This is a genomic window from Streptomyces sp. H39-S7 (assembly GCF_027158205.1).
Classification (GTDB): domain Bacteria; phylum Actinomycetota; class Actinomycetes; order Streptomycetales; family Streptomycetaceae; genus Actinacidiphila.
The window spans coordinates 1-26443 of record NZ_JAPVLU010000035.1 but is presented as its reverse complement, the minus strand read 5'-3'; the positions used below and the strand labels follow the sequence as shown (position 1 = coordinate 26443).

Annotated in this window: 23 protein-coding genes and 3 pseudogenes; 7 read left to right on the top strand and 19 right to left on the bottom strand. The window is 71.6% G+C overall.

The features are described from left to right. Positions 1–463: 463 nt before the first annotated feature. Both O3X23_RS29075 and metX read left to right on the top strand, forming a co-directional pair. Positions 464–1804 (top strand): annotated as a pseudogene (locus O3X23_RS29075) (bifunctional o-acetylhomoserine/o-acetylserine sulfhydrylase); the annotation flags it as partial. 13 nt (positions 1805–1817) lie between these two features. Beyond that, positions 1818–2966 (top strand): homoserine O-acetyltransferase MetX, encoded by a 1149-nt coding sequence (gene metX / locus O3X23_RS29070; protein ID WP_269274796.1) that lies wholly within the window; start codon positions 1818–1820, stop codon positions 2964–2966. Between the two features lie 126 nt (positions 2967–3092). Here metX and O3X23_RS29065 read toward each other — a convergent pair whose 3' ends face one another. The 7 genes and pseudogenes from O3X23_RS29065 to O3X23_RS29035 all read right to left on the bottom strand — a co-directional run bounded on the left by O3X23_RS29065 (position 3093) and on the right by O3X23_RS29035 (position 9236). Next, positions 3093–4172, bottom strand: coding sequence for an LLM class flavin-dependent oxidoreductase (locus O3X23_RS29065; protein ID WP_269274640.1), 1080 nt, complete (start codon positions 4170–4172; stop codon positions 3093–3095). After that, positions 4169–4910 (bottom strand): annotated as a pseudogene (locus O3X23_RS29060) (GNAT family N-acetyltransferase). Before O3X23_RS29060 ends, O3X23_RS29065 begins: the two are co-directional and overlap by 4 nt. A gap of 26 nt (positions 4911–4936) precedes the next feature. Next, positions 4937–6106: an FAD-dependent oxidoreductase gene (locus O3X23_RS29055; RefSeq protein WP_269274638.1), complete on the bottom strand. Its 1170-nt coding sequence runs from the start codon at positions 6104–6106 to the stop codon at positions 4937–4939. Positions 6107–6160: 54 nt separating this feature from the next. Further along, on the bottom strand, positions 6161–7189 hold the full coding sequence (locus tag O3X23_RS29050; protein ID WP_269274636.1) for a transporter substrate-binding domain-containing protein: 1029 nt from the start codon (positions 7187–7189) through the stop codon (positions 6161–6163). A gap of 38 nt (positions 7190–7227) precedes the next feature. Next, a complete protein-coding gene (locus O3X23_RS29045) occupies positions 7228–8004 on the bottom strand; it encodes an amino acid ABC transporter ATP-binding protein (RefSeq protein ID WP_269274634.1) in 777 nt (258 codons plus the stop codon). Continuing rightward, entirely contained in the window at positions 8001–8987 is a 987-nt protein-coding gene (locus O3X23_RS29040; RefSeq protein ID WP_269274632.1) for an amino acid ABC transporter permease, read from the bottom strand. Before O3X23_RS29040 ends, O3X23_RS29045 begins: the two co-directional genes overlap by 4 nt. 114 nt (positions 8988–9101) lie before the next feature. After that, a complete protein-coding gene (locus O3X23_RS29035) occupies positions 9102–9236 on the bottom strand; it encodes a hypothetical protein (RefSeq protein ID WP_269274630.1) in 135 nt (44 codons plus the stop codon). A 526-nt stretch (positions 9237–9762) separates the two neighbouring features. Between O3X23_RS29035 and O3X23_RS29030 the strand changes: the two genes are divergently transcribed. Continuing rightward, the gene (locus O3X23_RS29030; RefSeq protein ID WP_269274628.1) at positions 9763–10686 is read left to right on the top strand and encodes a glutathione S-transferase C-terminal domain-containing protein; all 924 of its coding nucleotides are present in this window, start codon (positions 9763–9765) and stop codon (positions 10684–10686) included. Positions 10687–10804: 118 nt separating this feature from the next. Here the strand turns inward: O3X23_RS29030 and O3X23_RS44320 are convergent, their stop codons facing one another. From O3X23_RS44320 to O3X23_RS29020, 3 genes and pseudogenes are all read right to left on the bottom strand, one after another. Next, on the bottom strand, positions 10805–10930 hold the full coding sequence (locus tag O3X23_RS44320) for a zinc-binding dehydrogenase (RefSeq protein ID WP_443048007.1): 126 nt from the start codon (positions 10928–10930) through the stop codon (positions 10805–10807). Positions 10931–11051: 121 nt separating this feature from the next. Then, positions 11052–11156, bottom strand: a pseudogene (locus O3X23_RS44315) (NADP-dependent oxidoreductase); the annotation flags it as partial. A 131-nt stretch (positions 11157–11287) separates the two neighbouring features. Then, positions 11288–11782, bottom strand: a complete 495-nt coding sequence (locus O3X23_RS29020; protein WP_269274623.1) for a nuclear transport factor 2 family protein — start codon at positions 11780–11782, stop codon at positions 11288–11290. 97 nt (positions 11783–11879) lie between these two features. Here O3X23_RS29020 and O3X23_RS29015 point away from each other — a divergent pair, with 97 nt between their 5' ends. Further along, positions 11880–12758 (top strand): LysR family transcriptional regulator, encoded by an 879-nt coding sequence (locus tag O3X23_RS29015; protein WP_269274622.1) that lies wholly within the window; start codon positions 11880–11882, stop codon positions 12756–12758. 240 nt (positions 12759–12998) lie between these two features. On the opposite strand, the gene O3X23_RS29010 is transcribed toward O3X23_RS29015, so the two are convergent. The 3 genes from O3X23_RS29010 to O3X23_RS29000 are packed head-to-tail and all read right to left on the bottom strand — an operon-like array spanning position 12999 to position 15338. Beyond that, complete coding sequence (locus O3X23_RS29010; RefSeq protein ID WP_269274620.1) at positions 12999–13694, bottom strand: NAD(P)-dependent oxidoreductase; 696 nt, start codon at positions 13692–13694, stop codon at positions 12999–13001. Positions 13695–13713: 19 nt separating this feature from the next. Next, positions 13714–14307, bottom strand: coding sequence for an NADPH-dependent FMN reductase (locus O3X23_RS29005; protein WP_269274618.1), 594 nt, complete (start codon positions 14305–14307; stop codon positions 13714–13716). Beyond that, positions 14304–15338 carry an RNA polymerase sigma-70 factor gene (locus tag O3X23_RS29000; RefSeq protein ID WP_269274616.1) on the bottom strand — a complete coding sequence of 345 codons (1035 nt, stop codon included), beginning with the start codon at positions 15336–15338 and terminating at the stop codon, positions 14304–14306. Before O3X23_RS29000 ends, O3X23_RS29005 begins: the two co-directional genes overlap by 4 nt. A 361-nt stretch (positions 15339–15699) precedes the next feature. Here O3X23_RS29000 and O3X23_RS28995 point away from each other — a divergent pair, with 361 nt between their 5' ends. Next, entirely contained in the window at positions 15700–16437 is a 738-nt protein-coding gene (locus tag O3X23_RS28995) for an alpha/beta hydrolase (RefSeq protein WP_269274614.1), read from the top strand. Positions 16438–16522: 85 nt separating this feature from the next. Here the strand turns inward: O3X23_RS28995 and O3X23_RS28990 are convergent, their stop codons facing one another. The 4 genes from O3X23_RS28990 to O3X23_RS28975 all read right to left on the bottom strand — a co-directional run bounded on the left by O3X23_RS28990 (position 16523) and on the right by O3X23_RS28975 (position 19753). Further along, entirely contained in the window at positions 16523–17212 is a 690-nt protein-coding gene (locus tag O3X23_RS28990) for an NADPH-dependent F420 reductase (protein ID WP_269274612.1), read from the bottom strand. 90 nt (positions 17213–17302) lie between these two features. After that, on the bottom strand, positions 17303–17632 hold the full coding sequence (locus O3X23_RS28985; protein WP_269274610.1) for a DUF4328 domain-containing protein: 330 nt from the start codon (positions 17630–17632) through the stop codon (positions 17303–17305). A 196-nt stretch (positions 17633–17828) separates the two neighbouring features. Then, positions 17829–18494 carry a response regulator transcription factor gene (locus O3X23_RS28980; RefSeq protein WP_269274608.1) on the bottom strand — a complete coding sequence of 222 codons (666 nt, stop codon included), beginning with the start codon at positions 18492–18494 and terminating at the stop codon, positions 17829–17831. Further along, positions 18461–19753, bottom strand: coding sequence for a sensor histidine kinase (locus tag O3X23_RS28975; protein WP_269274606.1), 1293 nt, complete (start codon positions 19751–19753; stop codon positions 18461–18463). The genes O3X23_RS28980 and O3X23_RS28975 overlap by 34 nt, the downstream gene beginning before the upstream one ends. A 101-nt stretch (positions 19754–19854) precedes the next feature. Here O3X23_RS28975 and O3X23_RS28970 point away from each other — a divergent pair, with 101 nt between their 5' ends. Further along, a complete protein-coding gene (locus tag O3X23_RS28970) occupies positions 19855–20592 on the top strand; it encodes an ABC transporter ATP-binding protein (protein ID WP_269274604.1) in 738 nt (245 codons plus the stop codon). Then, positions 20586–23051: an ABC transporter permease gene (locus tag O3X23_RS28965; protein WP_269274602.1), complete on the top strand. Its 2466-nt coding sequence runs from the start codon at positions 20586–20588 to the stop codon at positions 23049–23051. Before O3X23_RS28970 ends, O3X23_RS28965 begins: the two co-directional genes overlap by 7 nt. Positions 23052–23131: 80 nt before the next feature. Here the strand turns inward: O3X23_RS28965 and O3X23_RS28960 are convergent, their stop codons facing one another. After that, on the bottom strand, positions 23132–24883 hold the full coding sequence (locus O3X23_RS28960; RefSeq protein ID WP_269274600.1) for a glycoside hydrolase family 35 protein: 1752 nt from the start codon (positions 24881–24883) through the stop codon (positions 23132–23134). A 144-nt stretch (positions 24884–25027) separates the two neighbouring features. Next, the coding region (locus O3X23_RS28955; RefSeq protein ID WP_331283962.1) for a ricin-type beta-trefoil lectin domain protein at positions 25028–26443 on the bottom strand (1416 nt) is incomplete at its 5' end.

Here is a 26443-nt window from a genome sequence, read left to right as displayed (position 1 = left end):
GGCGGCAGCCCGGAGTGCGTCCACACCGGGCTCGCCGGAGCGAACCTAGGAGTGCCCGGGGCGGCGGGCAATGGCGAAGGCCGAGCCGCTACAGGCTCTTCATGCGCACGCATCAATCCGGCAATCAGGCGTCCGGGCCCCGCACGTGGTCGGGTCGGCCGCGCTCCAACGCGTCCCCCACGAAGCGCTGGTGCGGAGGTCGCCACTGTGGTTGGCTTGTGCCATGACCTTGCTTGTGACCCGTCGCCACGTGGACTACGGGCGTGTCACCAGCACCGGTTGTCGCGCCGTGCGCTGACGCCACGCTCCCGGCGTTCTGCCGCCTTCTCCGGCCGCTGATCATCCCTTGTGCCTTCGCGCCTTCAGCGCGCTCTCCGTCATCTGCGCCGCTCCTTCGGCGCTGACGGCCGACCCTTCACGTTCTCGTCCCGTCGCACCCGTACGCCCGCACCCAGGGAGAACCATGAGCCAGCCACTCGACTCCGTCACCGCAGGCCACACCCCGGAGGAAACTCCCGCCGGACCCGACACCTCGGCGTGGTCCTTCGAGACCAAGCAGATCCATGCCGGAGCCGCGCCGGATCCGACGACCGGAGCTCGGGCGGTGCCGATCTACCAGACGACCTCGTTCGTCTTCCGCGACACCCAGCATGCCGCCGACCTGTTCTCCCTCGCCGAGCCCGGCAACATCTACACCCGGATCCACAACCCCACGCAGGACGTCTTCGAGCAGCGCATCGCCGCGCTGGAGGGCGGGGTCGCCGCCGTGGCGCTGTCCAGCGGACAGGCCGCGGAGACGCTGGCGATCCTGACGGTGGCGTCCGCCGGCGACCACATCGTCTCCAGCACCTCGCTGTACGGCGGTACCTACAATTTGTTCCGGCACACCCTGCCGAAGTTCGGCATCGAGGTCAGCTTCGTCGACGACCCGGATGACGCCGAGGCCTGGCGGGCGGCCGTCCGGCCCAACACCAAGGCGCTGTTCGCCGAGACACTGGGCAACCCGCGCGGCGATGTGCTGGACGTCCGGGCGGTGGCGGATGTCGCGCACGCGGCGGGCGTTCCGCTGATCGTGGACAACACGGTGCCGACGCCGTATCTCCTGCGGCCGATCGAGCACGGCGCCGACGTCGTCGTCCACTCGGCGACGAAGTTCATCGGCGGGCACGGCACCACCATCGGGGGCATCGTCGTCGACGGCGGCACCTTCGACTTCGGGGCGCACGCCGACCGCTTCCCCGACTTCAACGAGCCCGACCCCAGCTACCACGGACTGCGCTACTGGCCCGCCCTGGGCCCGAGCGCCTATGCCATCAAGCTCAGGGTCCAGCTGCTGCGCGACCTCGGCCCGGCCATCGCCCCGCACTCCGCCTTCCTGCTGCTGCAAGGGGTGGAAACCCTGAGCCTGCGGATCGAGCGGCACTCGGCCAACGCCCAGGCGCTCGCCGAGTGGTTGGAGCAGCGCGACGAGGTCGCGGCCGTCCACTACCCGGGTCTGCCGTCCAACCGGTGGTACGAGGCCGGGCAGCGCTACCTGCCGCGCGGCGCCGGTGCGGTGTTGAGTTTCGAGCTGCGCGACGGCGTCGAGGCGGGCAAGCGGTTCGTGGACGCCGTCGAACTCTTCAGCCATCTCGCCAACATCGGTGACGTGCGGAGTCTGATCATCCATCCGGCGTCCACCACTCACAGCCAGCTGGACGCGGAGCAGCTGGCGGCCACCGGCGCCGCGCCCGGCCTGGTCCGGCTGTCGGTCGGCCTCGCGAACCTCGCCGCCCTCATGGCGGACCTGGAGGTGTCCGCGCGGCCAAGGGCGTGTCCTGACCAGCAGCCCGGGCACCGAGGTACTCCTCCCGCCGGCCTCCGGGGCCTGGCGGGAGGGGGACCCTCCCGGCCGCCGCCGGTGGCACGCGCGGGACAAGCCGCTGCCGCTGGAGGCCGGCGGTGCGCTGCCCGGTGTCCGACTGGCGTACGAGACCTGGGGGCGCCTCGCGCCCGACGGCGCCAACGCGGTCCTGGTGCTGCACGCGCTCACCGGGGACAGCCACGTCTCCGGACCTGCCGGGCCGGGCCACCCCACGCCCGGCTGGTGGGAGGAGCTGATCGGGCCGGGCCGGGCGCTGGACACCGACCGCTGGTTCGTCGTCGCGCCCAACGTGCTGGGCGGCTGCCAGGGCAGCACCGGCCCGGATTCCCGGCGTCCCGACGGACGCCGCTGGGGCGGCGACTTCCCGTTCCTGACCCAGCGGGACCAGGTCGCGGCGGAGGTCGACCTGGCCGACGCGCTGGGCATCGGCCGCTGGGCGCTGGTCCTGGGCGGCTCGATGGGCGGGATGCGCGCGCTGGAATGGGCCGTGTCCCACCCCGGGCGCGTCGAGGCGCTGCTGCTGCTCGCGTGCCCGGCGGCGGCGAGCGCCGAGCAGATCGCCTGGGCCGACATCCAGCTGCACGCCATCCGTGCGGACCCGAAGTGGTGTGGCGGCCACTATCACGACGCGGCGCCCGGGGGCGGTCCGCACGTCGGTCTGGGCCTCGCCCGCCGTCTGGCCCATGTGACGTACCGCAGTGAACCGGAGCTGCAGGCACGGTTCGGCCGGAGCCCGCAGGACGCCGAGGACCCGTGGCGCGGCGGCCGCTACCAGGTCGGGTCCTACCTCGACCACCATGCCGCCAAGCTGGTCCACCGCTTCGACGCGGGCAGCTACGTCGTGCTGAACGAGGCCATGAACAGCCATGACATCGGACGGGCCCGGGGCGGAACGCGGGCCGCGCTGCGACGGGTCACCGCCAGGACGCTGGTCGCCGCCGTCGACACCGACCGCCTTTACCCTCCGTCGCACCAGGCGGAGTTGGCGGCCGGAATACCGTCGGCCGACCGGCTGCGGGTGATCCGCTCCCCGTACGGACACGACGGCTTCCTCATCGAGACCGGCCAGGTCGCCGCGCTGGTGCGGGAACTCACCCGCTGATTTTCGCGCGGACCGTGCGCACCTGGTCGGCGAGCCCGGCCGGTTGCCACACAACCCCTCACCCGGCCGGTCGCCGTGCAACGCCCGGCCGCGCCGCGGTCCAGCAGGGACGGCATCGGCTGTCTCTCAGGCGCCGGCGGCCGGGGGTGCGGTGGCCGTGGGGGACCAGGGGAAGGGCGGGTCGGGGATGTCGCGTCGCAGGACAGGGGCGATGGCGGACTGGAAGAGTTCCAGTGAGGCGCGGTGTGCCGCGTCGCCGAGGCCGCCCGCGTCCGCCGCGAGGTGGAGCACGCTGTGACCGAACTGCTCGTGATAGCGGTGCACCTTGTCGATCACCTGCTGGGGGCTGCCGATCAACGCCGAGCTGCGCTCGACGAAGTCCTCCAGGGTCGCGAAGACCGGCTCCAGGCCGAGCCGCTTCTGAAAGGCCAAATGGCCCGCGAAGACCGGCCGGTACGCGGCGATCGCTTCCTGGGAGGTGCGGGCCGCGTAGTACCCGGCGCTGCCGGCGCCGACCACGGTCTGGGCGGGGTCGTGGCCGTAGTGGGCCCAGCGCTCGCGGTAGTGGCGGATGAGTTCGGCGTAGGGCTCGATCGGGTTGGTGACGTTGGCGGAGAAGAGCGGGTCGCCGTAGCGGGCGGCGAGGTCGACGGACTCGCGGCTGGTGGCGCTGCCGTGCCAGACCCGCAGGGGCTGCTGGTACGGCCGTGGCCACACCTCGGCGGCGGTGAGGGGCGGCCGGAAGCGCGGCTCGGCGGTCACCTTGTCCTGCCGCCAGATCCGCCGGAACAGCTCGTAGCTCTCGGCGTTGCGGTCCCACTGGTCCTCGGCGGTGACCTGGAACAGCTCGCGCTGGGCGGTGCCGTTGCCCTTCCCGATGATCAGCTCCAGACGCCCGGCGGACAAGTGGTCCAAGGTCGCGTAGTCCTCATAGGCGCGGACCGGGTCGAGCAGGCTGAGGGTGGTGACGGCGGTGAACAACCGGATCCGGGAGGTGAGCGCGGCGATGTGGCTGAGCACGACCGGCGGCGAGGAGGAGATGAAAGGACGCTCGTGGCGTTCGCCGACTCCGAAGCCGTCGAACCCGAGCTCCTCGGCGAACACCGCGTTGTCGATCACCTCGCGGAACCGGTCGTAGGTGGGCTTGAGCACCCCCGTCACCGGGTCGGGGGCGTGCACGATGAGGGTGATGGCCAGGAACTTCATGACCCCACCCGCCCGGTCGACCCGACGGCGGCATCGGAGTCGGGAGTCCGCACGAGGTAGAACGTGGAGCGGCGGCGCAGGGTGAAGCCGATCGACTCGTAGAGGGCGATCGCCCCGGTGTTGGCGGCGGACGCGTGGAGGAAGGGGGTGTCGCCGCGGTCCCTGATGCCCGCCGCGACCGCGCGCACCAGCCGGGTGGCCAGGCCGCGCCCTTGGTGGGCGGGGTCGGTGCAGACCGCGCTGATCTCCGTCCAGCCCGGTGGGCGCAGCCGCTCACCGGCCATGGCGATGAGCCGTCCGCGGTGCCGGATGCCGAGGTAGGTGCCGAGTTCGACGGTCCGGGGCAGGAAGGGGCCGGGCTGGGTCAGCGCGATCAGGTCCAGGATCTCGGGGACGTCGTCGAGGCCGAGCCGCACGGCGTCGGGGGCGGGTTCGGCGCGCAGCGCGGTGTCGACCAGTTGCACGCCCTGGCCGGACTCCACGATCTCCCAGCCCTCGGGGGGGCGCCGGCACGCCCGAGACCGGTGTCACGCTGTTGGGGCCGACAAGCGCGATCAGGTCCTCCCAGGCGCCCGGGTCGGCCGGATCGGCGAGTGCGGTGAACGGAGAGACGTCCGTCGGATAACGGGCGGCGCGGCCGGCACTCTCGGCGAATCGGCGGTGCGGGCCGGTGAGCGCGGCCCAGGCAGGGTTGTCCAGGACGTGCGGGGGGCCGGAGGTCGTCTGCGTCGGGGGCACGGGCCGGTGGGTGTCGGCGGCAAGGGTCAACGGGGGTCTCCGTTCGTGGAGCGTGGTGCGGGGCGGCCGGGGCCGGCCGGTGTGATGCGGCCGGGGCCGGCCTGCACGGTGCGGCCGAGCGCGAAGCGGCCGAGCCCCGGCGCGCCGCCGACGAGGTCCGCGGCGAGGGCACCGACGAGGGAGGCGAACTTGAAGCCGTGTCCGGAGAAGCCCGCCAGGACGGTGAGCGGGCCTTGCCGGTCGATGACGAAGTCCTCGTCGGGGGTGGTGGTGTAGAGGCAGGTGGTGGCGGCCGGGGCGGTGGGGTCGACGCCGGGCAGCCAGCGGGTTGCGTACTGCCGCAGGTACCCGAGGGCCGTGGCGTCGATGGTGCGGTCGCGGTGGTCGGGGTCGACGAGGGGCCCCACGCCGTGGAAACCGGCCTTGACGCCGTCGGTGCTGCCGAGGCCGTAGACGGCGGTGCCGGGCGGCAGGCCCGCACCGCCGTGGTGGATGAAGCTCGGCCAGTCGAGTGCGTCGGCTGCGGGAAAGTGGGCCGGCTGTTCCTGGGTGATCCGCATCCGCGGCATCCCGGTGACCAGCCCGGCCAGTCGGCCCGGTGTCCAGCCTCCCGCCGCGACCACTACTCCGTCGGCGATCACCGCTTCCTCGCCGTCGGTGACGACCTCGGCCCGCTCACCTCGCACCGCGAGCCGGGTGACCTTGACGCCGTGCCGGATGCGGGCGCCGTGCTGCCGTGCCGCCTGCTGGAAGGCGGTGACCGCGTCGTCGGCGTGCAGGCGCCCCGCCTCGGGATGGAACAGCGCGCTGGTGTCGGCCCGCAGCCCGGGCCACCGCTCGGCCGCCTGCGCCGGGGCGAGGAGTTGTGACGGCCGTCCCAGCGCGGTCAGCGCGTCGTGCAACGCGGTGGTCACCGGGGCCGGGCCGTGGTCGACCGCGCCCGTCAGGTTCAGCAGCGGCCGCCCCGTCTCCTCCTCCAGCCTCCGCCACAGCGGCAGCGACCGCGCGGCCAGCGTCACGTAGAAGGGATCGGGGTAGGCCAGCCGGAAGATCCGTGAACTGCCGTGCGAGCTGCCCCGGTCATGACCGGGCGTGAACTGCTCGAACAGCGTGACCCGTACGCCGCGGGCGGCCAGGTGCCAGGCGGCGGACGAGCCCATGGCCCCGCCGCCGACGACGACGATGTGACGTGACACGGGGGCGGACTCCTTTCGGTGGACGGCCGGGCGGGACGGGCGCTGCGTCAGCCGTCAGGAGTTGCTGAGCGGCAGCCCGGGAGGGTTGACCTGAGAGGTGGGGACGGCCTCGTTGGACAGGTTCCAGGCCGCGAGCCACTGGGCGTACTGGCCGTTCTGGATCAGGTAGTTGATCGCTTCGGCGACCGGCTGGGCCAGCCCGCTGTCCTTCTTGGAGGTGGCGGCGATCAGACCCTGCAGGGTCGTGCCCGCGCCGGAGATCGTGCCGGCGTTACGCGTCGGACGGCTCGTGCCGGCGTTCTGCGTGACGTGGTACGCGATGCCGGGGTTGGGGCCGAAGTAGGCGTCGATCTTGCCGCTGGACAGGGCCAGGTAGCTGCCGTTGAGGTCGGGGAAGTACTTGACGGTCAGCTTCTTGCCCTGCGCCTGGAGCTTCGTCCGCCACTCCAGGAGGATCTTCTCCTGGTTGGTGCCGGCTCCCACCGCGACCGTCCTGCCCGCGAGGACCTGGTAGTCGCCGGAGAAGTTCCACGTGCTGGTCCTGAGGGCCTCGAAGCCGAGGTTGTCCTGCCGGTAGGAGGCGAACTCGTACTTCTTCTTGCGCTCCTCGGTGTCGGTGATGTTCGAGAAGCCCACGTTGGTCTTGCCGCTGTCGATGCCGACGAACAGGTTCTCCCAGGTGAAGTTCTTCACCACGGGCTTGAGGCCAAGGACTGCCGCCACCAGCCGGCCGAAGTCGGGTTCGGAGCCGACGAGCGTCCTCTGGTCACTGCCGATGAAGTTCAGCGGCGCGGAACCGGCGGGCAGGGCGCCGACCCCGATGACCAGCTCACCGCTGTCGGTGACCGACTTCGGCAGGTGGGCCCTGATCGCGGCGACCGCGGACACCTTCAGGTCGGTCTGCCGGGCCGCTCCGTTGGACAGGGCGCCGACGGTGACCGTCCCGGCCGTGTTCTTTCCGTCCGAGGGGGCGGAGGCGGCGCTGTCGCCTCCGCAGGCGGTCAGCCCGGTGGCGAGCGCGGTGACGGCGGTCGCGGCGAGCAGGCCGCGGGTGAATCTGCTGCGGAAACGCGTGCTGGGCATGGCGGTGTCCTTGTTTCGAGGGTGGGAAAGGGGAGGGGTCAGAGGACCTTGCTGAGGAATTCCCTGGTCCGTGGGTGTTGCGGGCGGTCCAGCACCTCGGCGGGCGGCCCCTGCTCGAGGACGCGGCCCGCGTCGAGGAAGACGATCCGGTCGGCGACCTCACGGGCGAAGCCGATCTCGTGAGTGACGACGATGAGCGTGGTGCCGCCGCGCGCCAGGTCCTTGATCACGGACAGCACCTCGCCGACCAGTTCCGGATCGAGGGCCGAGGTCGGCTCGTCGAAGAGGATCACCCCGGGGCGCAGCGCGAGGGCGCGGGCGATCGCCACCCGCTGCTGCTGGCCGCCGGACAGCTGCCGTGGGTACGCGCCGGCCTTGTCGGCCAGCCCCACCCGGTCGAGGAGGGTACGGGCCCATGCCTGGGCCGCGTGCTTGCGCAGCAGACCGGTGGCCACGGGCGCCGCGGCCACGTTGTCCAGCACGGTCAGATGTGGGAAGAGGTTGAAGTTCTGGAAGACGAAGCCGATCCGGCTGCGCTGGGCCAGGATCGCGCGCTCACTCAGCTCCTTGAGCCGCTCGCCGTGCCGGCGCACGCCGATCAGTTCGCCGTTGAGACTGGCGTAGCCGACCTCCGGCTTCTCCAGATGGTTGATCACCCGCAGCAGGGTGGACTTGCCGGAGCCGGACGGTCCGAGGATCACCGTGACCTCTCCGGGCCGCACGGTCAGCTCCACACCGTCGAGCACCTGGTGCGCGCCGTACCACTTGTGCACGTCATGGATCTCGACGGTGGCGGCTTGGATGTCGGTGGTCATGCCCGTGCCTCCTTCTGTACACGGGCCCGCAGCTCCCGGACCCCGGTGCGCAGTTTCTGCAGCGGGGTCGGTGGGACGGTGCGCAGCGCGCCGCGGGAGTAGTGGCGTTCGACGTAGTACTGGACGACGGACACGACGCTGGTGAGCAGCACGTACCAGACGGTGGCGACCACCAGCAGCGGCACGATGTCGCCCGGGTAGGTGCTGCCCATGCTCTGTACCGAACCGAACAGGTCGAGCAGGGAGACGTAGAAGACCAGGGAGGTGCTCTTGACCAGGCCGATGAGCTGGTTGACGTAGGAGGGGATGATGGCCCGCAGCGCCTGCGGGAAGACGATGCGGGCGAACTGGTAGCGCTTGGGCAGGCCCAGTGCGGCCGCGGCCTCCTGCTGACCCTGGTCGACGGAGAGAATGCCGGCGCGTACCACCTCGGCGGCGTAGGCAGCCTCGTTGAGACTCAGCCCGACGACCGCGATCGCGAGGTCGGTGGCCAGCTTCGACTCGTCGAAGCGGACGAACGCCGGGCCGAACGGCACGCCGATGCTCAACGTGGGGTAGAGGGCGCTGAAGTTGTAGAGGAACAGCAGCACCACGATCAGCGGCACCGATCGGAGCAGCCAGATGTACACCCAGGCGCTCGCGCGCAGGACCGGACTCCTCGACAGCCGGGCCAGCGCGAGCACGATGCCGCCCAGCAGCCCCAGCAGCGCGCTGTAGAACGCCACCTGCAGGGTGATGAGCAGGCCGTCCAGGATCACCGGCCGCACGAACCAGTACTGGAAGCGGTCCCATTGGTAGAAGGGGTTGCTCGCCAGCCCGTGGACGATCTGCGCCACGAGCACCAGAACGACGGCGGTGAGGATCCACCGGCCCGGGTGCCGCAACGGCAGCACCTGCTGCGCGGACGGGGGCCGGTGCACCGGGGCAGGGGCATCGGGCGTAGCCGTGCCCGAAGACACGGCGGCGCCCAGGGATTCACTCATGGGAGAACTCCACGGGACAGCCCATCGCACGGCGGGTGCGCACACCAGCGCGCCGCGGAACGGGAAGTGACGCACGCCCCCGCTACGACAGGCAGGCGTGGTTCAGGGGCAGGATCAGCCTCGGCGGGCGGTGCCCGCGGTCGCGGTACACAGGGCGCTGCTGACGCGGAGCAGGTCGACGCAGCGGTTGCGGTACGCCGAGGCGCGGCCGTGGCGTCGCCACGCGGCCATTCCGGGGCCTGCGTACATGTGCTTCACCGCCCCGTTCCGCCCCTGGGGGCCTCGGTCTGCCGAAGGTCCTGCAGCCCTGTGTCCACCCCGCCGCGACGCGCGCGGTTTGCCGACCAGCCGGGGCTCGTCGCGGCACGCAGGGTGGTTCTGCCGGTAACTCTGCGCCGTAACGTAGAAGGATTCCCGGAGGAAAGTCAACGTCCAACCGGCTGTTGGGACGGCATCGCAACGCGCGGCACCATGCGCCATAAGGTCGCGGCAGCCTCCTTGACGGCTCCGCAGGGCCCGATCACACTGTGAGAATGCCGTGCAGGGGCAGGGGAACGGGGAAGTCGAGCGGCCGACGGCCGCTCCTGACCCGACGTCTCCACATCGACTTGCAGCGGGTCTGCAGCGCGACCGGCGGCCCAGCCGCCTGACGGGACAGCTCCCGAAGGCACCCCCACCGGGTCAGGCGTCTCCCGTACCAGGACGCCGGCTTCCCGGCGTCCTGTCACCGGCGCCGCTCCGGCACATCCAAGCTTCTTGCCCGCATTGGAGAGCCATGCCCGAGACCGCTCTGCCCCGCCCGCTCACCTCGCACCCGGCGACGTTCGACGCGTTCCGACCCGTTCCGTGCGACCCCCTCGGCGCCGCGGCCGCCCGCTCGGCGCACTTCGGCAGCCGCATCGGCGTCGACCTCGCCGGCGGGTTCTACCCGGCGCCCGGCCGCTACCAGGTGTACCTCACGCCGGGCTGTCCGCGCTCACTGCGAGTGGCGATCACCCTGGACCTGCTCGCCCTGACGGACACGGTCGCCACCACCCTCGTCCCGGTGTCGGCCGGCACCCCCGACCCGCTCGCGTCCCTGCGCAGCGCCTACGAAGCCGCCCGGTACCACTACGACGGTCCGCTGACCGTGCCCGCGCTGACCGACCGCTGGAGCGGGCGCGTCGTCAGCAATCACACCCCCGACATCCTCCGCGACCTCGCCGACCACTTCGCCGCGCCCGGTTGCGCCGATCTGCCCCGGCTGCGCCCGCAGGCCCTGGTCACGGACATCGACGCCATCCGCCACCTCCTGGACGAGGACATCGCCGAAGCGGCCCAGCGGGCCGGTGCGGCCCCGGCGTCGCACCGTCAGGGGGAGGCGCTGGAAACGCTGCTCGCGGCGCTGGAACTGCTCGACCGCCAACTGGCCGCCGGACCCTACGCGCTCGGCGACGAACTGACCGCGGCGGATGTGGACCTGTGGGCGACCCTCGTCCACCTCGACCTCGTCGACCGCCTCCACCTGGACGCCGACGCGGTGCGCGCCATCGCCCGGCACGACCACCTGTGGGCCTACGTACGACGCCTCCACGGCCACCCCGCCTTCGGCGACAACCTCCACACGGACCGGATGGCGCGCCTGCACCGCCGCACCTGCCGCGGCCCGGAATCATCGGGCGCGGCGATCGAGCTCCCCGGAGTCCTGTCCGTCACGTGAGCTCACCCGGCGCCCACCGCCGCGCCCGTGACGTCCTTCCCTCCCGTGACAGGGGAGGACGTCACGCACGAACCGCACCCCGGGCAGCGTGCCGCCGACCCCGGACCGGGCGGCAGCGTCAGCCGACCTCGACGACGACCTTGCCGGACACCCGCCCGGCGGCGAGGGCGCGTTGCGCTTCGGCCGCCCGCTCCAGCGGGAAGACGGCTCCGATCCGGACGGAGAGGTCGCCCGCCGCGGCCATGGCCGCCACCGCCGCGAGATCGGCGCGGTCGAGGCGTGCGAAGACGTCCGTGCTGCCGGGTATACCGGTTTCGGCGATGGAGGCGAGCCGGGTGCGCGACGACCGCGTCGCCGGGTGTGAACTCCGTTGCTCCGAGGCCGGAGCTTTCCACCACACCGGCGACGTCCCAGCCGGGCACCACCGGAAAGTACGTGGTCACGGCGCTGTTCAGTGCTCCGCCCTGCATGAGCGCGTCGGCGTGGTTCAACCCGGCGGCCCGGACCCGGATGAGGACGGAGTCCACGTGGGTCTTGGGCCGGGGCAGGTCGGTGAGCTCCAGCACCTCCGGGCCGCCGAAGCGGCGGTAGACGACGGCTCTCATCGCTCTCCCGCGGGAAGCACCATCGGCATGTCCCCCAGAATGCGGTGGTGCACGATCTTCCACTGCCCCTGGACGCGTTCCAGGTCCATGTCGTAGTACCCGGACTCGATGGGCCGGATCGTGCCCTGCGCGCCCCACGCGTCGGCGGGCCAGCCATCGGCCGGCCGCGGCGTGGCCCGGACCTCGAAGACCACGAACTGGGCGTTGAGGTGGGCGCGGTCCCCGTCGACCTCGATGAGGTGGTCCGAGGTCGTGTGGTGGCTGGAACCGCCCTCCGGGTGGGGAACCATGAAGTGGTCGACCGCGTACCGCACCCCGGCGCCGCCGCTGATCGGCTCGCCGAACGGCTCGTGGCGGTCCGGGCCGGTCTTGACGTAGAGCTGCACGATCGCGTCATCGCTGAACAGGGCGCCCTGCGCCGTTCCGTCGCGCCGGTCGGTGGCGCGCACATAGCGCGCCAGGATCTGCTGGATCTCACGTTCGTCACGCATCGTTCGTATGGTCCCTTCGCAGTGCCGGATTCGAGTGGACCACTGGGGACGGACCGGGAGCCATGACGGCTCTCGCAACGGTTGATACCTTGAAGGTATGGATCGTCTGGAGACGCGAGAACTGGTGTACTTCATCGCGGTCGCGGAGGAACTGCACTTCAGCCGGGCCGCCGAGCGGTTGGGCATCGCCCAGCCGCCGTTGTCACGCGCCATCGGCCGCCTGGAGCGCCGCCTTCAGGTACAGCTGCTGCACCGCACCAGCCGCCACGTGGCCCTGACCGACGCCGGAACGGCGTTCCTCGCCGACAGCCGGCGGATCCTGCACGCCCTCGACTCCGCGGTGCGCCGCGTCCGACGCACGGACCGACCCGGCGGCCTGGTCATGGCCGTGCGCCCCGGCACGGCGTCCGGGCTGCTCGGCGACCTCCTCGGGGCCCCGGCCGCGGACCATCACGACGTCGTCTTCACCCACGATCGCCTGGCCGCACTGCGGGACGGCCGGGCCGACATCGCGCTGCTGTGCCGGGGCACCGACGACCTGAGCGGACTGCGGACGGCCGACCTCACCGAGGAGGCGCCCTTCGCGCTGCTGCCGGTGAGTCATCCGCTGGCGCTCCGGGCGAGCGTGACCATCGCCGAGCTGCGTCAGGAGGCGGCGTTCGCGGCCGAGTGTCCGTCGATCGGACTCGACGAGATCGTCGACCGGGTCGTTCTCGGCCGTCTGGTCACCGTCGTCGGTTCCGGCGCCACCGAACGGATCAGCGCCGGCGTCACCGCGGTGCCGGTGTCGGACGTGCCGCCCACCCGCCTCGTCCTGGGCTGGCCCGAACAGACCACCGGCCCCGCCATCACCGCCTTCGTCCAGGCGGCCCGCACGATCGAGGCCAACCACGGCCGGGCGACGGCGGGATCCGCAGCGGAAGCCGCCGTTGCGCGCGCGGCGCCGGGTCACCCCGCCGACGAGTCCCTCCTGTGAACGGCACCGCGCGGGTCATTCCTCGGGGTCCTGGAAGCGGGCCAGTTCGTTGTCGATCATGGATTGGGCGAAGGTGCGGACGCGGGAGTTGTACGCGCCGGTCGAGCGGGCGGAGGGTCTGGGCGGCGGCCATCGTGATCGCGCCGCGCATTCCCGACCAGGCGATCACCATCCCGCCGCGCCGGCCGAACTTCACCCCAGCCGGCGGCTGCCGCCGCCGCTGATGCCGCGCGCTTCCGCTCACTTGCGGGCGCGTGCTTCGTGGCGGATCCATTGGAGCATGGTGGGGTTGGCGGCGGTGGTGGTGACGCTGAGGGTGGTGCGCAGGTGGCGGTCGTCGTCCAGCAGGGCGAGCAGGCCGGCGGCGAGGTCCACCCGGGCGGTGAACCTGTTGTCGGCGTGTCCTGCGACGAGGGTGTAGTCGGTGACTGAGGGCAGGTGGTAGAGGCCACTGGGGCGCACGATCGTCCAGTCCAGGTCGCTGGCCCTGACCAGGGTTTCCATGCGCCGCATGTCGTCGTAGAGCGTCTTGCCCAACACCCTGGTGACGTACGGCAGAAGGACGCGGTTGAACAGGAACCCCCCGTCGGAGTACGGGCTCGGGTCGACCCCGCTGGAGCTGACCACGGCGAGTCGACGCACCCGATGCCGTTGCATCGCGGCGACCATATGGGCCACTCCTTGGGAGTACGTGGTGATCGGTTTTCTGCCGGCGGGTACCCCGAGGGTGGACAGCACCGCGTCGCGCCCTGCCACGACGGCGTCGACGGCTATCGGGTCGAGCACGTCGGCACCGACGACCTCCAGCCGGTCATGGTGCAGCGGAAACGAGTCCGGCTGCCGGGTGACCGCGGCGACCTGGTGACCGGCGGCGAGTGCCTGGCCGGTGAGCAGACGGCCGGTGGGACCGTTGGCTCCGAAGACGGCGATACGCATGACGATGGCCTTTCGCTGGTCAGGACGCCTTCTCCACCACGACGGCGGACGGTACGCGCAGCGGTTTGAGCGCCTGCGCCCACGCCACCAACTCGTCGACCATCGCGTGGACCTGCGCCGTGTGCAGGGGGCGGGGCCGGAAGTCGGCGAAGTCCACGAAGTCCTCGTGCAGTGACAGCGCCACCTGCGGTCCGATGTCGGCCATCCGCAGCACGCCCGCCTGCGCGCGCAGCTTCTGCACCGCCATGACCGCACCGAAGATGCCGTAGCCCACATAGCCGACCGGCTTGCCGCCCCACTCCTGGAGGAGGTAGTCGATGGCGTTGGCCAGAGCGGCGGGCGGGGCGGTGTTGTACTCGGGCGTGACGATGAGGAAGGCGTCGTACGAGGCGATCCGCTTCGCCCATCGCCGGGTGTGCGGCTGCCGGCCGGGCGCTGCGGCCGCCGGGACGGCCTCGTCGAGCAGCGGCAGCGCGTGGTCGACGAGGTCCACGAGCTCGAAGTCCGCCGCGCCGCCCGCGTGTTCGGCCGCGAGATCACCTACCCAGCGGGCCACCCGGTCGCCGTTGCGGCCGGGGCGGGTGCTGCCGATGATGATGCCGATCCTGATCATGTCCGATTCTCCTGTGATGGTTCGTGTGCGGAGGGCGCGCCTTGGGCCGCGCCGTCCGAAGGCCGGGGCCCCACGGTCTGTCGGGAACGCCGTCGGCTCTCCTGCGGTCGGTGCGCGTCCCGGTCGGCCTGCTGCGCTTCGCGGAAGACCGCCCAGGCATCGGCCACGGGGCCCACATGCCCGAGCTTGTCGGGGTTGCTCACCGTGCGGATCGCCAGGATCTGCCCGTCGAGGACATCGAGGGTCCAGGTGTTGATGACTTTCCCGTCCCGGTCGCGGAAGATCGCGCCGGGCTGGCCGTTCATCGAGTGCGGTTCCAAGACACCGCCGATGAGGACGAACGGCGGCAGGAGGACGCCGAGGACCCGGGACACCTGCTCGGCGCCGAAGAAGCCCCCGGCCCACTGCGGGGCCTTGCCACCGCTGTCCGCTACCAACGACACGTCGGCGGCGAGCAGGTCCCGCAGCCCGTCGATGTCGCCTTCCCGCAACGCGTCGAAGAACCGTCCGGCGAGTGCGTCGCGCTCGCGCCGGTCGGCTTCGAAGCGCGGCCGGCCCTCGTCCATGTGGCGGCGCGCCCGCACCACCAACTGCCGGCACGCCGCCTCGGAGCGGCCCACCGCCGTGCCGATCTCCGGGAAGCCGAAGGCGAACACCTCCCGCAGGACGAACACCGCCCGCTCCAGCGGGCTGAGCCGCTCCAGCAGCAACAGGGCCGCCATGGAAACGGAGTCGGCCAGTTCCGCCGACTGCTGCGGGTCCTGATAGGGGTCGGTGAGCAGCGGCTCGGGGAACCACGGTCCGACGTACGCCTCGCGCCGGACGCGGGCCGAGCGCAGCACGTTGATCGAGATGCGGGTGACCACGGCCGACAGGTAGGCCTTGGCGGAGGTGGGCGGTGTCGTGGACGTCGCGCAGCGCAGCCAGGTCTCCTGCACGGCGTCCTCGGCCTCGGTCACGCTGCCCAGGATCCGGTAGGCGATCGAGAACAGCAGCGGTCGCAGCTCCTGGAACTCCTCGGTGCGGGTCATGCCGGCTCCTGCTCGAAGCCCTGCCGCCAGGCGGGCAGGACTCCGCTGCCGCGCGCCATGAACACCCGCATGATCATCACTCTCCTGGTATCTGCGTCCGCCTTCGCCCCTCAAGACAAGACAGCGCGGCTTCCTGTGACATGGCGGCCGTCCAGGGGCGCGTCCGACCTCTCACAGAGCCTCCGCGGAAACCCGTTGGCGGATCACGGTCACCACTGCTATTTTTTCGATGGCCGTGCAAGAGAACGAGGAGGTGGTACCCGTGAACACAGAATCGACATGGGTGCTCTCCTCCGGGGTCACGGTCGGGCGATAGGTCGTCCGGGAGCGCCGTTCACGAGCACTCCCGAAAGGCACGACCATGCACTTCACTTCCGAACAGCGCTTCGACGACGGCGTCCTCGAACGCGAATTCACCCTCGGCGAGATCCCCGGCATCCTCTGGACGCCCGGATCCGCATCCGGATCCGCACCGGCGCCGCTGATCCTGATCGGCCACCCCGGCGGACTGCACACGATGTACCCCCGGCTGGTGGGCCGGGCCCGGCACTCCGCGGCGGATGGTTTCGCCGCGGCCACCATCGAGCTCCCCGGAAGCGGCGACCGGCCCCGTTCCGCCGCCGCCGAGCAGGCCCGCGCCGACCTGCGCCGGGCGGTGGAGGCGGGTGAGCCGGTCAGCGACGAGATCGTGGACCGGCTCGTCCTCCCGCTGGTCGACAAGGCGGTCCCGGAATGGCAGGCAGCCCTGGACGCCCTCCTCGCGCTGCCTGAGATCGGCGGCCCGGTGGGGTACTCGGGGGGAGTGATCTCCATCGGGGTCCGGCTGGCGAGGGTCGAGCCGCGCATCTCGGCCGCCGTTCTGTTCGCCGGGAGTTACGTCCCTCGCGCCATGTTCGAGGAGGCCCGGCAGGTCACCATTCCGCTGCACGTCCTGCTGCAGTGGGACGACGAAGGGAACGACCGCCAGGCGGCCCTGGACCTGTTCGACGCCTTCGGCTCCAAGGAGAAGACGCTGAACGCCAATCTGGGTGGGCACACCGGCGTCCCGCAGTTCGCGGGGGACGCCGCGGCCCAGTTCCTCACCCGGCATCTGAGGTAGCCGCCGGCCGCCCCGCCGTCCGCCCAACGGCGGACGGCGGGGCGGTGCCGGGCCACCGGCGCGCCATCGGCTGCGCCGCGGCAGGTCAGCCGCGGAAGTCCGCCGGGCGTTCGGGGGAGGCCGCCGCCAGCGCGGCGACGATCTCGTCGGTGCCGGCCGCGAGCCCGTAGACCGGGGTGCCGGGCTGCTGGCGCCAGGACTCGTCGAGGCCGCCCGTGTCGACGGTGTCGAAGCCGAGTTCGTCGAGCAGGGACCGGACGGCCTTCTTCCCACTCTCGTCGTCACCGGAGATCGGCAGCGCGACCCGGTCCGCGGCGCCGGCCGGGCGCGGCTTGTCCAGGATGTCCTGCGCGTAGGTGCCGTTGAAGACCTTCACCACCGGGTGGCCGAGATGGCCCTCCGTCCAGCGGCTCTCGGTGATGCCCTCGTCCTCGATCGCGGCGATCCGCCCGTCGCGCTCCTGCGGGTAGTAGTTGCCGGTCTCGATGAGGGTGAAGCCCTCAGCCGCTCCGTCGAGGAGCCCGGCGGGCAGATCGGGCACGTTCTTCAACGGAATGGTGACCACGACGACGTCGGCCCCACGCGCCGCCTCCGCGACGGGCACCGCGGTGGCCCCGGTCTCCTCGACCAGCGCGGCCAGCGTTTCGGGCCCCCGCGAATTGGCCACGGACACGTCGTGCCCGAGCGCCGCCAGGCGACGCGTGAGGTTTCCGCCGATGTTTCCCGCGCCGATGATGCCGATCTTCATGGCTCTCCAAGGTGTGTGGGTACGCACGTGTTCAGATGCCGCACCGACCACAACCTCTGCGAGCGCCGACGTGTTCCGGCCGAACGGGAAATTCCCCGGACGTCGAGTCAGCGAGGTCTACTGCGGATGGCCCACCGGCAGAGGCTCGTACGGCACGGGCTGCGCGTAATACACCTTGGCCCGCTGCCGGTCGCTGAGCTTCCGGACGACGAGGATGGCGGCGACGGCCGCGGCGATACTGACGACGTCGGAGAACATGAATGCCGTGTCGGCGGTACGGATCGACTCGGCGGTTCCCGAGTCGTCGAAGGCGCGCGCGAGGACCTGGCCCAGGACCGAGCTGCTGACCCACAACGTCCACCACACGTTGAGCAGCGTGTACTTCACGCGGGACGGGCTCCCGTCGGGCATCGGCGGAGTGCTGGCGTTCCAGATGTCGTTGGCCATCTGCCACAACGGCCGTCGTACGATATCGCCGGCGCGAGACCACATGTGGCGCACTTCATGGTTCGGAAGCCCCCCCGGGGTAATTTTCACAACGGCCTGGTTCAACCGCTGGCGCACCGTAGATGATGTGATCACTCGTTGTCCAGCGCGTTCCCGCCGGGCCGGCCCCACCCCTCGGCGGACCCCCGTCCGCGCCTCATGCGCGCAGGAACGCCAGGACGGCCAGGACGCGGCGGTGGGTCTCCTCCGCGGGCGGTAGGCCGAGCTTGGTGAGGATGTTGCCGATGTGCTTGCCGATGGCGGCCTCGGAGACGACGAGCTCTCGGGCGATGGCCGCGTTCGACTTTCCCTCCGCGATCAGGGCCAGCACCTCCCGCTCGCGTTTGGTCAGCTGTTCCAAGGGGTCTCTGCGCCGGCGCAGGAGGTGGCGCACGACCTCGGGGTCCACGACGGTGCCGCCGTCCGCGACGCGTCGCAGGGCGTCGAGGAATTCCTCGACCCTGCCGACCCGGTCCTTGAGGAGGTAGCCGACGCCCGTGCCGTCCCCGGACTCGAGGAGCTCGGTGGCGTAGGTGCGCTGAACGTACTGGCTGAGGACCAGGACGGGCAGTGACGGCCATTCCTCCCGCAGCGCGACCGCTGCGCGCAGGCCCTCGTCGGTGAACCCGGGGGGCATCCGGACGTCCGTGACGACGATGTCCGGTTGGTGGGAGGCGACCGTCGCGCGCAGCGTCGCGGCGTCACCGACCGCGGCGACCACGTCGTGTCCGAAGCGGCCGAGGAGGCCGGTGAGGCCTTCGCGCAGGAGAACGCTGTCCTCGGCCAGGACTATACGGAGCGGGCGGTCGCTCTCGGCTCGCAAGGTATCTCCACACGCAGCAGGGTCGGTCCTCCGGAGGGGCTGGAGAGCGTCAGTCTTCCATCCAGTACCGACACCCGGTCGGCGAGGCCGATCAGTCCGGTGCCCGTCGCCGCGGTGGCGCCGCCCTGTCCGTCATCGCGGATCTCGACGACCAGGCGGCCGTCGGTGTGCCGGCCCGTTACCTCAGCGTGCTGTGCTCCGCTGTGTCTGGCGACATTGGTCAGCGCCTCGCAGACCACGAAGTACGCGGCGGCTTCCACCGCTTGCGGCAGCCGGTCGCGAAGGCCGATGGTCACGTCCACGGGTATCGCCGAGCGGTCGGCCGCGTCGCTGACCGCCGCTTCCAGACCGTAGTCGGCCAGCACCTGCGGATGGATTCCGCGGATCAACTCGCGCAGCTCGACGAGTACTTCTCCGGCCTCGTCCTGCGCTTTGGCGATCAGGTCGGCGACCGGTCCGGGCTCGGCGTCCAGGCGGGCGATTCCGAGCGTCATGCTCAGGGCGACAAGCCGCTGTTGTGCTCCGTCGTGCAGATCGCGCTCGATACGCCGACGCTCGGCTTCGAACGCGTCGACCAACCGCACCCGTGAACGGGTGAGTTCAGTGATCTGCTCGCCCAGCGCGAGCTCATGAGGCGAGGTCAGCAGCCGGGTGAGCGCTGCTCTCGCGCCCGCCAGCGGAGCCAGTGCATACCCGGCAACACCCAGCAGCAGCAGCCCGATCACCACGAGCCCGAAGGCCTCCGGGTAGGACGTGACGGTCCAGGTCTTGAGTACCTTCGCCTCGTGGTCGCCACCCGTCGCCATCACCACCGGGGTGGCCATGAGCCCCACGGGAACGACCAGGGCAAACCCGGCGGCCAGCAGGTCGAGCGGCCACAGGACGACAGCGAACAGCAGCGCGTAGGCCAGCTCTCGCCAGGTCGACTGCTCCCGGAACCGGGTCAGCGCCCACGCCCGCAGTCCCGGCTCCCTGGGTGTCCGATGAGCGCTGGGTGCCGGCTCGAGGTCGATGATCCGCAGCCGCCGCCGTTCCATCGCCGCCACCGGAACGCCGACGAGGCCGAGGCCGACCAGCAGGGGCAGCCCCACCAGGACGAGGGAGAGCGCGCCGGCGATCGCGGTGGCCGTCACGATCACGGCCAGGGCGGCGATGCCCGCCGGAGCGCTGCTGAGCAGGTAGGCAGCCGACTGCCAGGGCCAGGAGGTCAGCAGGAAGTCCGGCCGGGCGAGGGCCTGCCACACGGTACGGGAGCGCATGGGCCCACCGTAGAACCCGACCGACAAGGTAGGGCCAGGCATACCCCAGGACTCGGTTCTGCCCTCCTGTGGCGAGCGGTCGCCGGCGCTTGAGTGGAGGCATGGAGAACGAAGCGGTACAACTGCGCTCGATCAGCAGAACCTACGGTTCGGGAGACGGCATCGTCACCGCTCTCGACGGCGTGACCCTGGGATTCCCGAAGGGCACCTTCACCGCCGTCATGGGCCCTTCGGGCTCGGGCAAGTCGACGCTGCTGCAGTGCGCGGCAGGGCTGGACCGTCCCACAAGGGGCTCGGTCACCATCGGGGGGACCGAGCTGACCGGGTTGAACGAGACCAAGCTGACGCTGCTGCGCCGCGAGCTCATCGGGTTCGTCTTCCAGGCGTTCAACCTGTTGCCCTCACTCACCGCCGAGCAGAACGTGGCCCTGCCCCTGCGGCTGGCCGGGCGGCGCCCGTCGAGGGCGGAGGTACGGGACGCGCTGGGCCGGGTGGGTCTGGCGGAACGGGCCCGGCACCGGCCGGCCGAGATGTCCGGCGGTCAGCAGCAGCGCGTCGCCCTGGCCCGCGCCCTGATCACCCGGCCCCAGGTGCTGTTCGCCGACGAGCCCACCGGAGCCCTGGACTCCACCACCAGCGGCGAGGTGCTGGCCATGCTGCGCGCCATGGTGGACACCGATGCCCGGACCATCGTCATGGTCACCCATGACCCGGTGGCCGCGGCCTACGCGGACCGTGTGGTCTTCCTCGCCGACGGCCGGCTGAGCGGCGAGCTGCTCACCCCGACCGCCGAGGCCGTCGCCGCGCGCATGACGAAGCTGGAGACGGTCTCGTGCTGAACATCGCGCTGAGCACCATGAGGACGCGGTGGGTCACGTTCGTCGGCACGTTCGTCGCCCTGTCCCTGGGCGTCGGCCTGATCGCCACCATGGGCCTGGCCCTGGCCTCGACCCTGCACGCCCCGTACCGCGGCCCGGAACGCTTCGCGACGGCGCCGGTCGTCGTGCGGGGCGCGGACACCCTGCGCGTGCCGACCTCGAAGGGTGACCGTGTCAGGAAGCTCTCCCAGCCTCGTGCGGTGCCCGCCGCCCTGGCCACGTCGCTCGCGACGCTCGGGCCCACCGTGGCGGATCGGACCTTCGCCGTGCACATCACCGGAGGGCCGGCCGGGGCAGTCGGCCACCCCTGGTCCACCGCGGCGTACACCCCCTACCGGCTCACGGCAGGCCACGCACCGACGGCACCGGGCGACATCGTGATCTCCGGCGACTGGGCCGCACCCGGCCACACGGTGGCCGTACGCACCGGCGGCCGGTCTCTCACCCGCACGGTGGTCGGCAGCGTACGGCCCACCGGATTCGAGGACGCCGTCTTCTTCACCGACGCGGAGGCGGCGACGCTGTCCACCCGGATCGACAACCTGGTGGTGCGGGCATCCGCCGACGCGGTCCGCTCGGCCGTGTCCGGTGCCGGCGGCGTGCAGGTGCTCACCGGCGACGACCGGCGGCGGGCCGATCCCGACCCGGATCGGGACAGCGAAGCCCTGGTCGCAGTGAACGCGCTGCTCGGTACGGCCGGTGGGATCACCGGCTTCGTGTCGGTGTTCGTCGTCGCGTCGACCTTCGCGTTCTCCGTCGCCCAGCGGCGCCGCGAGTTCGGGCTGCTGCGGACCGCGGGAGCCACACCGCGGCAGATCCGGCGCATGGTGTTCGCCGAAGCCACGGTGATCGGGGTCCTGGCCTCCGCCGCGGGCTGCGTACTGGGCGCCTACGGCGCTCCGCGGCTGGCAACGGTCCTGGTCGACGGGGACGTGGCGCCGGCCTGGTTCGCGATCGGCGACTCCAGGTGGCCGTACTACGCGGCTTCCTCCACCGGTCTGCTGGTGACGTTGGCCGGAGTGTGGGCCGCGAGCCGTCGGGCGGGCAAGGTCGCCCCGATCGAGGCGCTGCGCGATGCGGCGGTCGATGCCCGGACGATGACCCCCGGTCGCTGGGCCGCGGGTGGCGCGCTGCTGGCGACCGGTGCCGGGCTGCTGCTGTGGCGCCTGTTCGCCGATCCCACCGACGCCCTGCACCGCAAGACGTACACCACGCAGCCCATGCTCCTGATCACCGCCGTCGCGTTTCTCGCACCGGTGCTCGTACGGCCGTTGACGCGGTGGTTGGCCTGGCTGCCCGCACAACTGCCGGGGGCCGTCGGCATGCTGGTCCGCGAGAACGCGGCAGCCGGCGTACGGCGCACCGCGGCGATCGCCGCACCGGTGCTCGTCACCGTGGCACTGGCCGGATCGCTGCTCGGCGCGACGGCCACCATCAACGCGGCCAAGGCGTCCGAGCTGCGCGAGCGGACGACCGCGGACTTCGTCCTCACCGCCGGCGACGCGGGATTCGACGCGCAGACGGTCGCACGGGTCCGGGCGGTCCCCGGATCCGATGCCGCCGCCCTGGCGACGACCGGCGTCTACCGGTTGGAGGACGGGGTCGCCCTCATCCACGACGAGGCCCAGGCCGTCGACCCGGCCGCACTGGCCCAGGTGGCAGCCCTCCCATTGGTGTCCGGCAAGGTCAGTGATCTGACCGATGACGGGATCGTCGTCAACGAGGAGTGGGAGCAGCACACCGTCGGACAGACCGTGCAGGTCTGGCTGGGCGACGGGACCAGGAGGCCCCTGCGCATCGTTGCGGTGATGCGGCAGGGCACCGGCAACAACGGTGTGTACGTCACCCCGCGCAACGGCGCGGGCGCCGCCGTCGAGCGGATCGACGTCCGGCTGCGGCCGGGCGCGGGGGCCGACGCGGTCGGCGCCGCACTGAGCAGTGCGGTGCGGCCCGCGGGCGGCCGGGTGCTGACGAAGGAGCAGTGGGTGGCGGACAGCCATCCGCACACGAGTCGGCAGACCCGGATCGGCTTCTGGCTGGTCCTGGGCATCGCGCTGCTCTATACGGCCATCGCACTCGCCAACACCTTGGTGATGGCCACCTCCGACCGGGTCCGTGATCTCGCGGTGCTCAGGCTCGCCGGAGCGACGACCCCGCAGGTGCTGCGGCTGGTGGCGGCCGAGGCGCTGATGGTCGTCGTGGTGGGTGCCGTGCTGGGCACCATCGTCGCCGGGGTGAATCTGCTGGGGATCGAAGCCGCCCTGGCCGTGCTGTCGGTCTCGTCCCCGCTGGTCGTGCCCTGGGCCGCGGTCGGTGCCGTGACCGGCGCCTGCGCAGTCGTCGCCGTGTTCTCCGCCGTGCTGCCGGCCGGGTTGGCCCTGCGGACCCGCCCGGTCGAGCCGGCCGGTATGCGCGAGTAGCCGGCCCTCTCGACGCAACGGGAGTTGCCGTGCGCCCCGGTTGCGGGAGGAGAGCAGGCCGGGGCGCACGGCAGGGAAACTTACTGCTCGGTGGGGCCGAGGTCGGGCGTCGGGCGCAGTTCGACGGTGCGGGGGCGGTGGGCGGCGTGCAGTTCCAGCACGACGATCTCGTTGGCGCCCGCCCGCAGTACCGGCTTCGGCACGTACAGCGACCCTTGGGGGCCGCGTGACCAGTAGCGGCCCAGGGCGAAACCGTTGATCCAGGCGTTGCCCTTCGTCCAGCCGTCCAGGTGCAGGAAGGTGTCGGCCGCTTCGGCGAGGTCGACGGTGCCGCGGTGGAAGGCCGGCCCGGTCGGCGCCGTGGTGGTGGCGGTGAACGGCAGGTGCGCCAGGGCGGTCAGCGGCAGGGGCCGGCTGGTCCACCCGGTCAGTGCGGCGCCGTCCAGCAGGACGGCGCCGAGCAGGCCCTTGCGGTCGTGGATGCCCGGCCCGTAGTTGACCCGCCCCTGGTTCTCCACCAGCACGCTGAGCACGGTGCCCGCGCGCGGCACGGTGAAGGCGATGGCCCGCTCATGGTTCTCGCGCTCCAGCACCCCGACGGGCCGGCCGTCGAGGAACACCTGGGCGCGGTCGCGCACCTGCTCCACTTCCAGCAGCACCGGCCCTGGTGCGGGCAGCGCGGTCTCGTACAGCACGAACCCGAAGTCCTGCCCGAGCTCCTCCATCGTCAGCGGCCGCTCGGAGGCGGCAGCGTCGCCCAGGTCCCCGGCGCACGCGAGCAGGGCGGCGCTGTCGGTAAGGGCGATGGTGTGGGGGGCGAGTTTTGCCCCGGGGGCGGGGACGGGCTCGTCGGGAACCGGCGCGTACTTGGCGAGGACCCGGCGGAACGCGGTGAACTTCTCGGTGGGGTCGCCGGCTTCGTCCAGCGGCGCGTCGTAGTCGTAAGAGGTGACGGTCGGCCGGTAGGTGTGCTTGTCGTTGGCGCCGTTGGTGAAGCCGAAGTTGGTGCCGCCGTGGAACATGTAGAAGTTGACCGAGGCTCCGGTCGCGAGCAGTTCGTCCAGTTCCTGGGCGGCCTGGGCCGGGTCGCGGATGACGTGGTGGGCGCCCCAGCGGTCGAACCAGCCGTTCCAGAACTCGGCGCACAGCAGCGGGCCGGTCGGCTGGTGCGCGCGCAGGGCGGCCAGGCTCTGCGCCGAGCGGCTGCCGAAGTTGGCCGTTGCGAGCACCCCCGGCAGGGCGCCGCGCTCCAGGTCGGCGGGCTGGTCGCAGGTGAACAGCGGCACGTCGACACCGCAGCGGCGCAGAGTGGCGGCGAGGTGCTCCAGGTAGGCGGTGTCGTCGCCGTAGGCCCCGTATTCGTTCTCCACCTGCACCGCGAGCACCGGGCCACCGCGGGTGGCGAGGTAGGGCCGCAGGGGGGTGAGGAGCTCGGCGAGGTAGCGGTCGAGCGCGGTCAGGAAGCGGGGGTCCCGGCTGCGCAGGGCGATGTCCGGGTCGGCCAGAAGCCAGGACGGCAGGCCGCCGCCCTCCCACTCGGCGCAGATGTACGGGCCCGGTCGGAGCAGCACGTGCAGCCCTTCGGCCGCGGCCAGGTCGAGGAAGGCGGGCAGGTCCAGTCCGCCGTCCATCCGGAAGGAGCCCGGTCGCGGCTCGTGCAGGTTCCACGGCACGTACGTCTCGACGGTGTTGAGGCCCATCAGGCGGGCCTTGTGCAGGCGGTCCGCCCACTGCGCGGGGTGGACGCGGAAGTAGTGCAGTCCTCCGGACAGGATCTGGAAGGGAGCGCCGTCGAGCCGAAACCCGTCGTCGTCGAAGTCAAGAACGGGCATGTGCAAGTGCTCCTGTGCCGAAGGGGGAGTGCGGGGGTGGGTCGTGGGTCGGTGCCGGCCGCGCGGAGGACGTCCTCGCGGCCGGCCCGGTGCCCGTCCGCGCCGGTGCGCTGCGGAACCGGTGCGCTGCTGGGCGGTGAACCGCTACAGGGTCTGCCACCTCTGGTTGGCGCCCGCCGAGCAGTCGTAGAGCCGGCCCTTGGAGGTGGTCTGGTCAAGGTCCAGGCAGCGGCCGGACTGGACGCCGCGGATCGTGCCGTCGGAGGAGAAGGTCCACTTCTGGTTGGTACCGCCGTTGCAGTCGTAGATGCCGACCGCGCTGCCGTGGGCCGTGGCCTGGCCGCCGACGTCCAGGCACTTCTGGCCGTTGTAGACGGTGAGCTGCCCCGACGGGGTCCGGGTCCACTTCTGGTTGTCGCCGCCGTTGCAGGTCCAGGCCTGGACCTGGGTGCTGTTGGTGTGGGTGGCGCCGGGGACGTCGAGGCAGCGGTTGGTGCCGCTGAGGCTGTGCAGGGCGCCTGTGTGCGTTCCGGGGTCGAGGCCCCAGGCGTACCGGAGGCGGTCGATGCCGCTGATGTTGCGGACGCCCAGCGAGAGGTTGCTGCCACTGCCCTGCAGGGTGAACAGGGAGTAGTAGTCGTAGGTGGGCCGCTCGTTGTGCGGGCCGCCGAGGGCGGGCCAGTAGACCGCGCCCATGCCGAGGGCGCGGACGGTGTCGGTGTCGGCGCGCAGGTAGCGGATGAAGTTGTCGGTGCTGGTGGTGGCGTTGTAGTCGGAGCCGTCGTCCATCGGGGCGCCGAACTCGTCCAGCACGGTGCGGGAGGCGCAGGAGCCGACGCCGTCCTTGAAGTGGGCGACCCACTGGTCGTAGGTCTTGGCGCCGCTCATGAAGGCGTAGTGGTGGTAGGAGAGGTAGGTCCCGTTCAGGCGGCTGTCGCCGCACACCGGCTTGACGTCCCCGTTGTAGCCGACGCCGCTGATGAAGATCCGGTCGCGGGGCACGGAGGGGCGGTCGGCGAGCCAGGTGGCGGCGACGTTCGTCCACTCGGTGGCGTTGTAGCCGTGGGGCTCGTTCATCGGCTCGAAGAAGACCGAGCTGTTGGAGCCGTACTTGGCGACGACGGTGTTCCACATGGTGTTGAAGGCGGCCAGGTCGACGATCCGGCCGTTCGAGGACGCGCCGTCCTCCCAGTAGGACAGGACGACCTTGAAGCCTTTGGCGGTCGCGGAGTCGATGGCGCCGGTGTAGGAGTTCCACCAGGCGGTGCCGACGGATTTGGTGTTGACCGGCAGGCGGACGGTGTTGGCGCCGAGGGTGGTCCTGAAGCCGCTGTAGACGGCGTCCGCCTTGGCCTTGACGGTGGCGTAGCTGTCGGTGACGTCGAGCCCTTCGAGGACGACGGGGCCGTCGACGTAGTTGTCACCCGGGCGGGCCCAGTTCACGCCCTGGAACTGGGCGGCGGCGAACCGCGGGGTGTCGGCCGCGGCCGGGGACGCGCCGGACACGGCGGTGAGCGGTGCGAGCAGGGGAGCGGCCAGCAGGCAGGCCAGGACGCGGCG

What these genes read in the sequence shown, in the direction of transcription:
- O3X23_RS28995 (WP_269274614.1), top strand. Translation starts at nt 15,700, where the DNA reads ATGCACTTCACTTCCGAACAGCGCTTCGACGACGGCGTCCTCGAACGC.
- O3X23_RS29000 (WP_269274616.1), bottom strand. Translation starts at nt 15,338, where the DNA reads ATGACCCGCACCGAGGAGTTCCAGGAGCTGCGACCGCTGCTGTTCTCG.
- O3X23_RS29035 (WP_269274630.1), bottom strand. Translation starts at nt 9,236, where the DNA reads ATGTACGCAGGCCCCGGAATGGCCGCGTGGCGACGCCACGGCCGCGCC.
- O3X23_RS28960 (WP_269274600.1), bottom strand. Translation starts at nt 24,883, where the DNA reads ATGCCCGTTCTTGACTTCGACGACGACGGGTTTCGGCTCGACGGCGCT.
- O3X23_RS28970 (WP_269274604.1), top strand. Translation starts at nt 19,855, where the DNA reads ATGGAGAACGAAGCGGTACAACTGCGCTCGATCAGCAGAACCTACGGT.
- O3X23_RS29015 (WP_269274622.1), top strand. Translation starts at nt 11,880, where the DNA reads ATGGATCGTCTGGAGACGCGAGAACTGGTGTACTTCATCGCGGTCGCG.
- O3X23_RS29045 (WP_269274634.1), bottom strand. Translation starts at nt 8,004, where the DNA reads ATGACCACCGACATCCAAGCCGCCACCGTCGAGATCCATGACGTGCAC.
- O3X23_RS29005 (WP_269274618.1), bottom strand. Translation starts at nt 14,307, where the DNA reads ATGATCAGGATCGGCATCATCATCGGCAGCACCCGCCCCGGCCGCAAC.
- O3X23_RS29020 (WP_269274623.1), bottom strand. Translation starts at nt 11,782, where the DNA reads ATGCGTGACGAACGTGAGATCCAGCAGATCCTGGCGCGCTATGTGCGC.
- O3X23_RS29065 (WP_269274640.1), bottom strand. Translation starts at nt 4,172, where the DNA reads ATGAAGTTCCTGGCCATCACCCTCATCGTGCACGCCCCCGACCCGGTG.
- O3X23_RS29010 (WP_269274620.1), bottom strand. Translation starts at nt 13,694, where the DNA reads ATGCGTATCGCCGTCTTCGGAGCCAACGGTCCCACCGGCCGTCTGCTC.
- O3X23_RS44320 (WP_443048007.1), bottom strand. Translation starts at nt 10,930, where the DNA reads ATGGCCGCGGCGGGCGACCTCTCCGTCCGGATCGGAGCCGTCTTCCCG.
- O3X23_RS28985 (WP_269274610.1), bottom strand. Translation starts at nt 17,632, where the DNA reads ATGGCCAACGACATCTGGAACGCCAGCACTCCGCCGATGCCCGACGGG.
- O3X23_RS29030 (WP_269274628.1), top strand. Translation starts at nt 9,763, where the DNA reads ATGCCCGAGACCGCTCTGCCCCGCCCGCTCACCTCGCACCCGGCGACG.
- O3X23_RS29050 (WP_269274636.1), bottom strand. Translation starts at nt 7,189, where the DNA reads ATGCCCAGCACGCGTTTCCGCAGCAGATTCACCCGCGGCCTGCTCGCC.
- O3X23_RS28975 (WP_269274606.1), bottom strand. Translation starts at nt 19,753, where the DNA reads ATGCGCTCCCGTACCGTGTGGCAGGCCCTCGCCCGGCCGGACTTCCTG.
- O3X23_RS29040 (WP_269274632.1), bottom strand. Translation starts at nt 8,987, where the DNA reads ATGAGTGAATCCCTGGGCGCCGCCGTGTCTTCGGGCACGGCTACGCCC.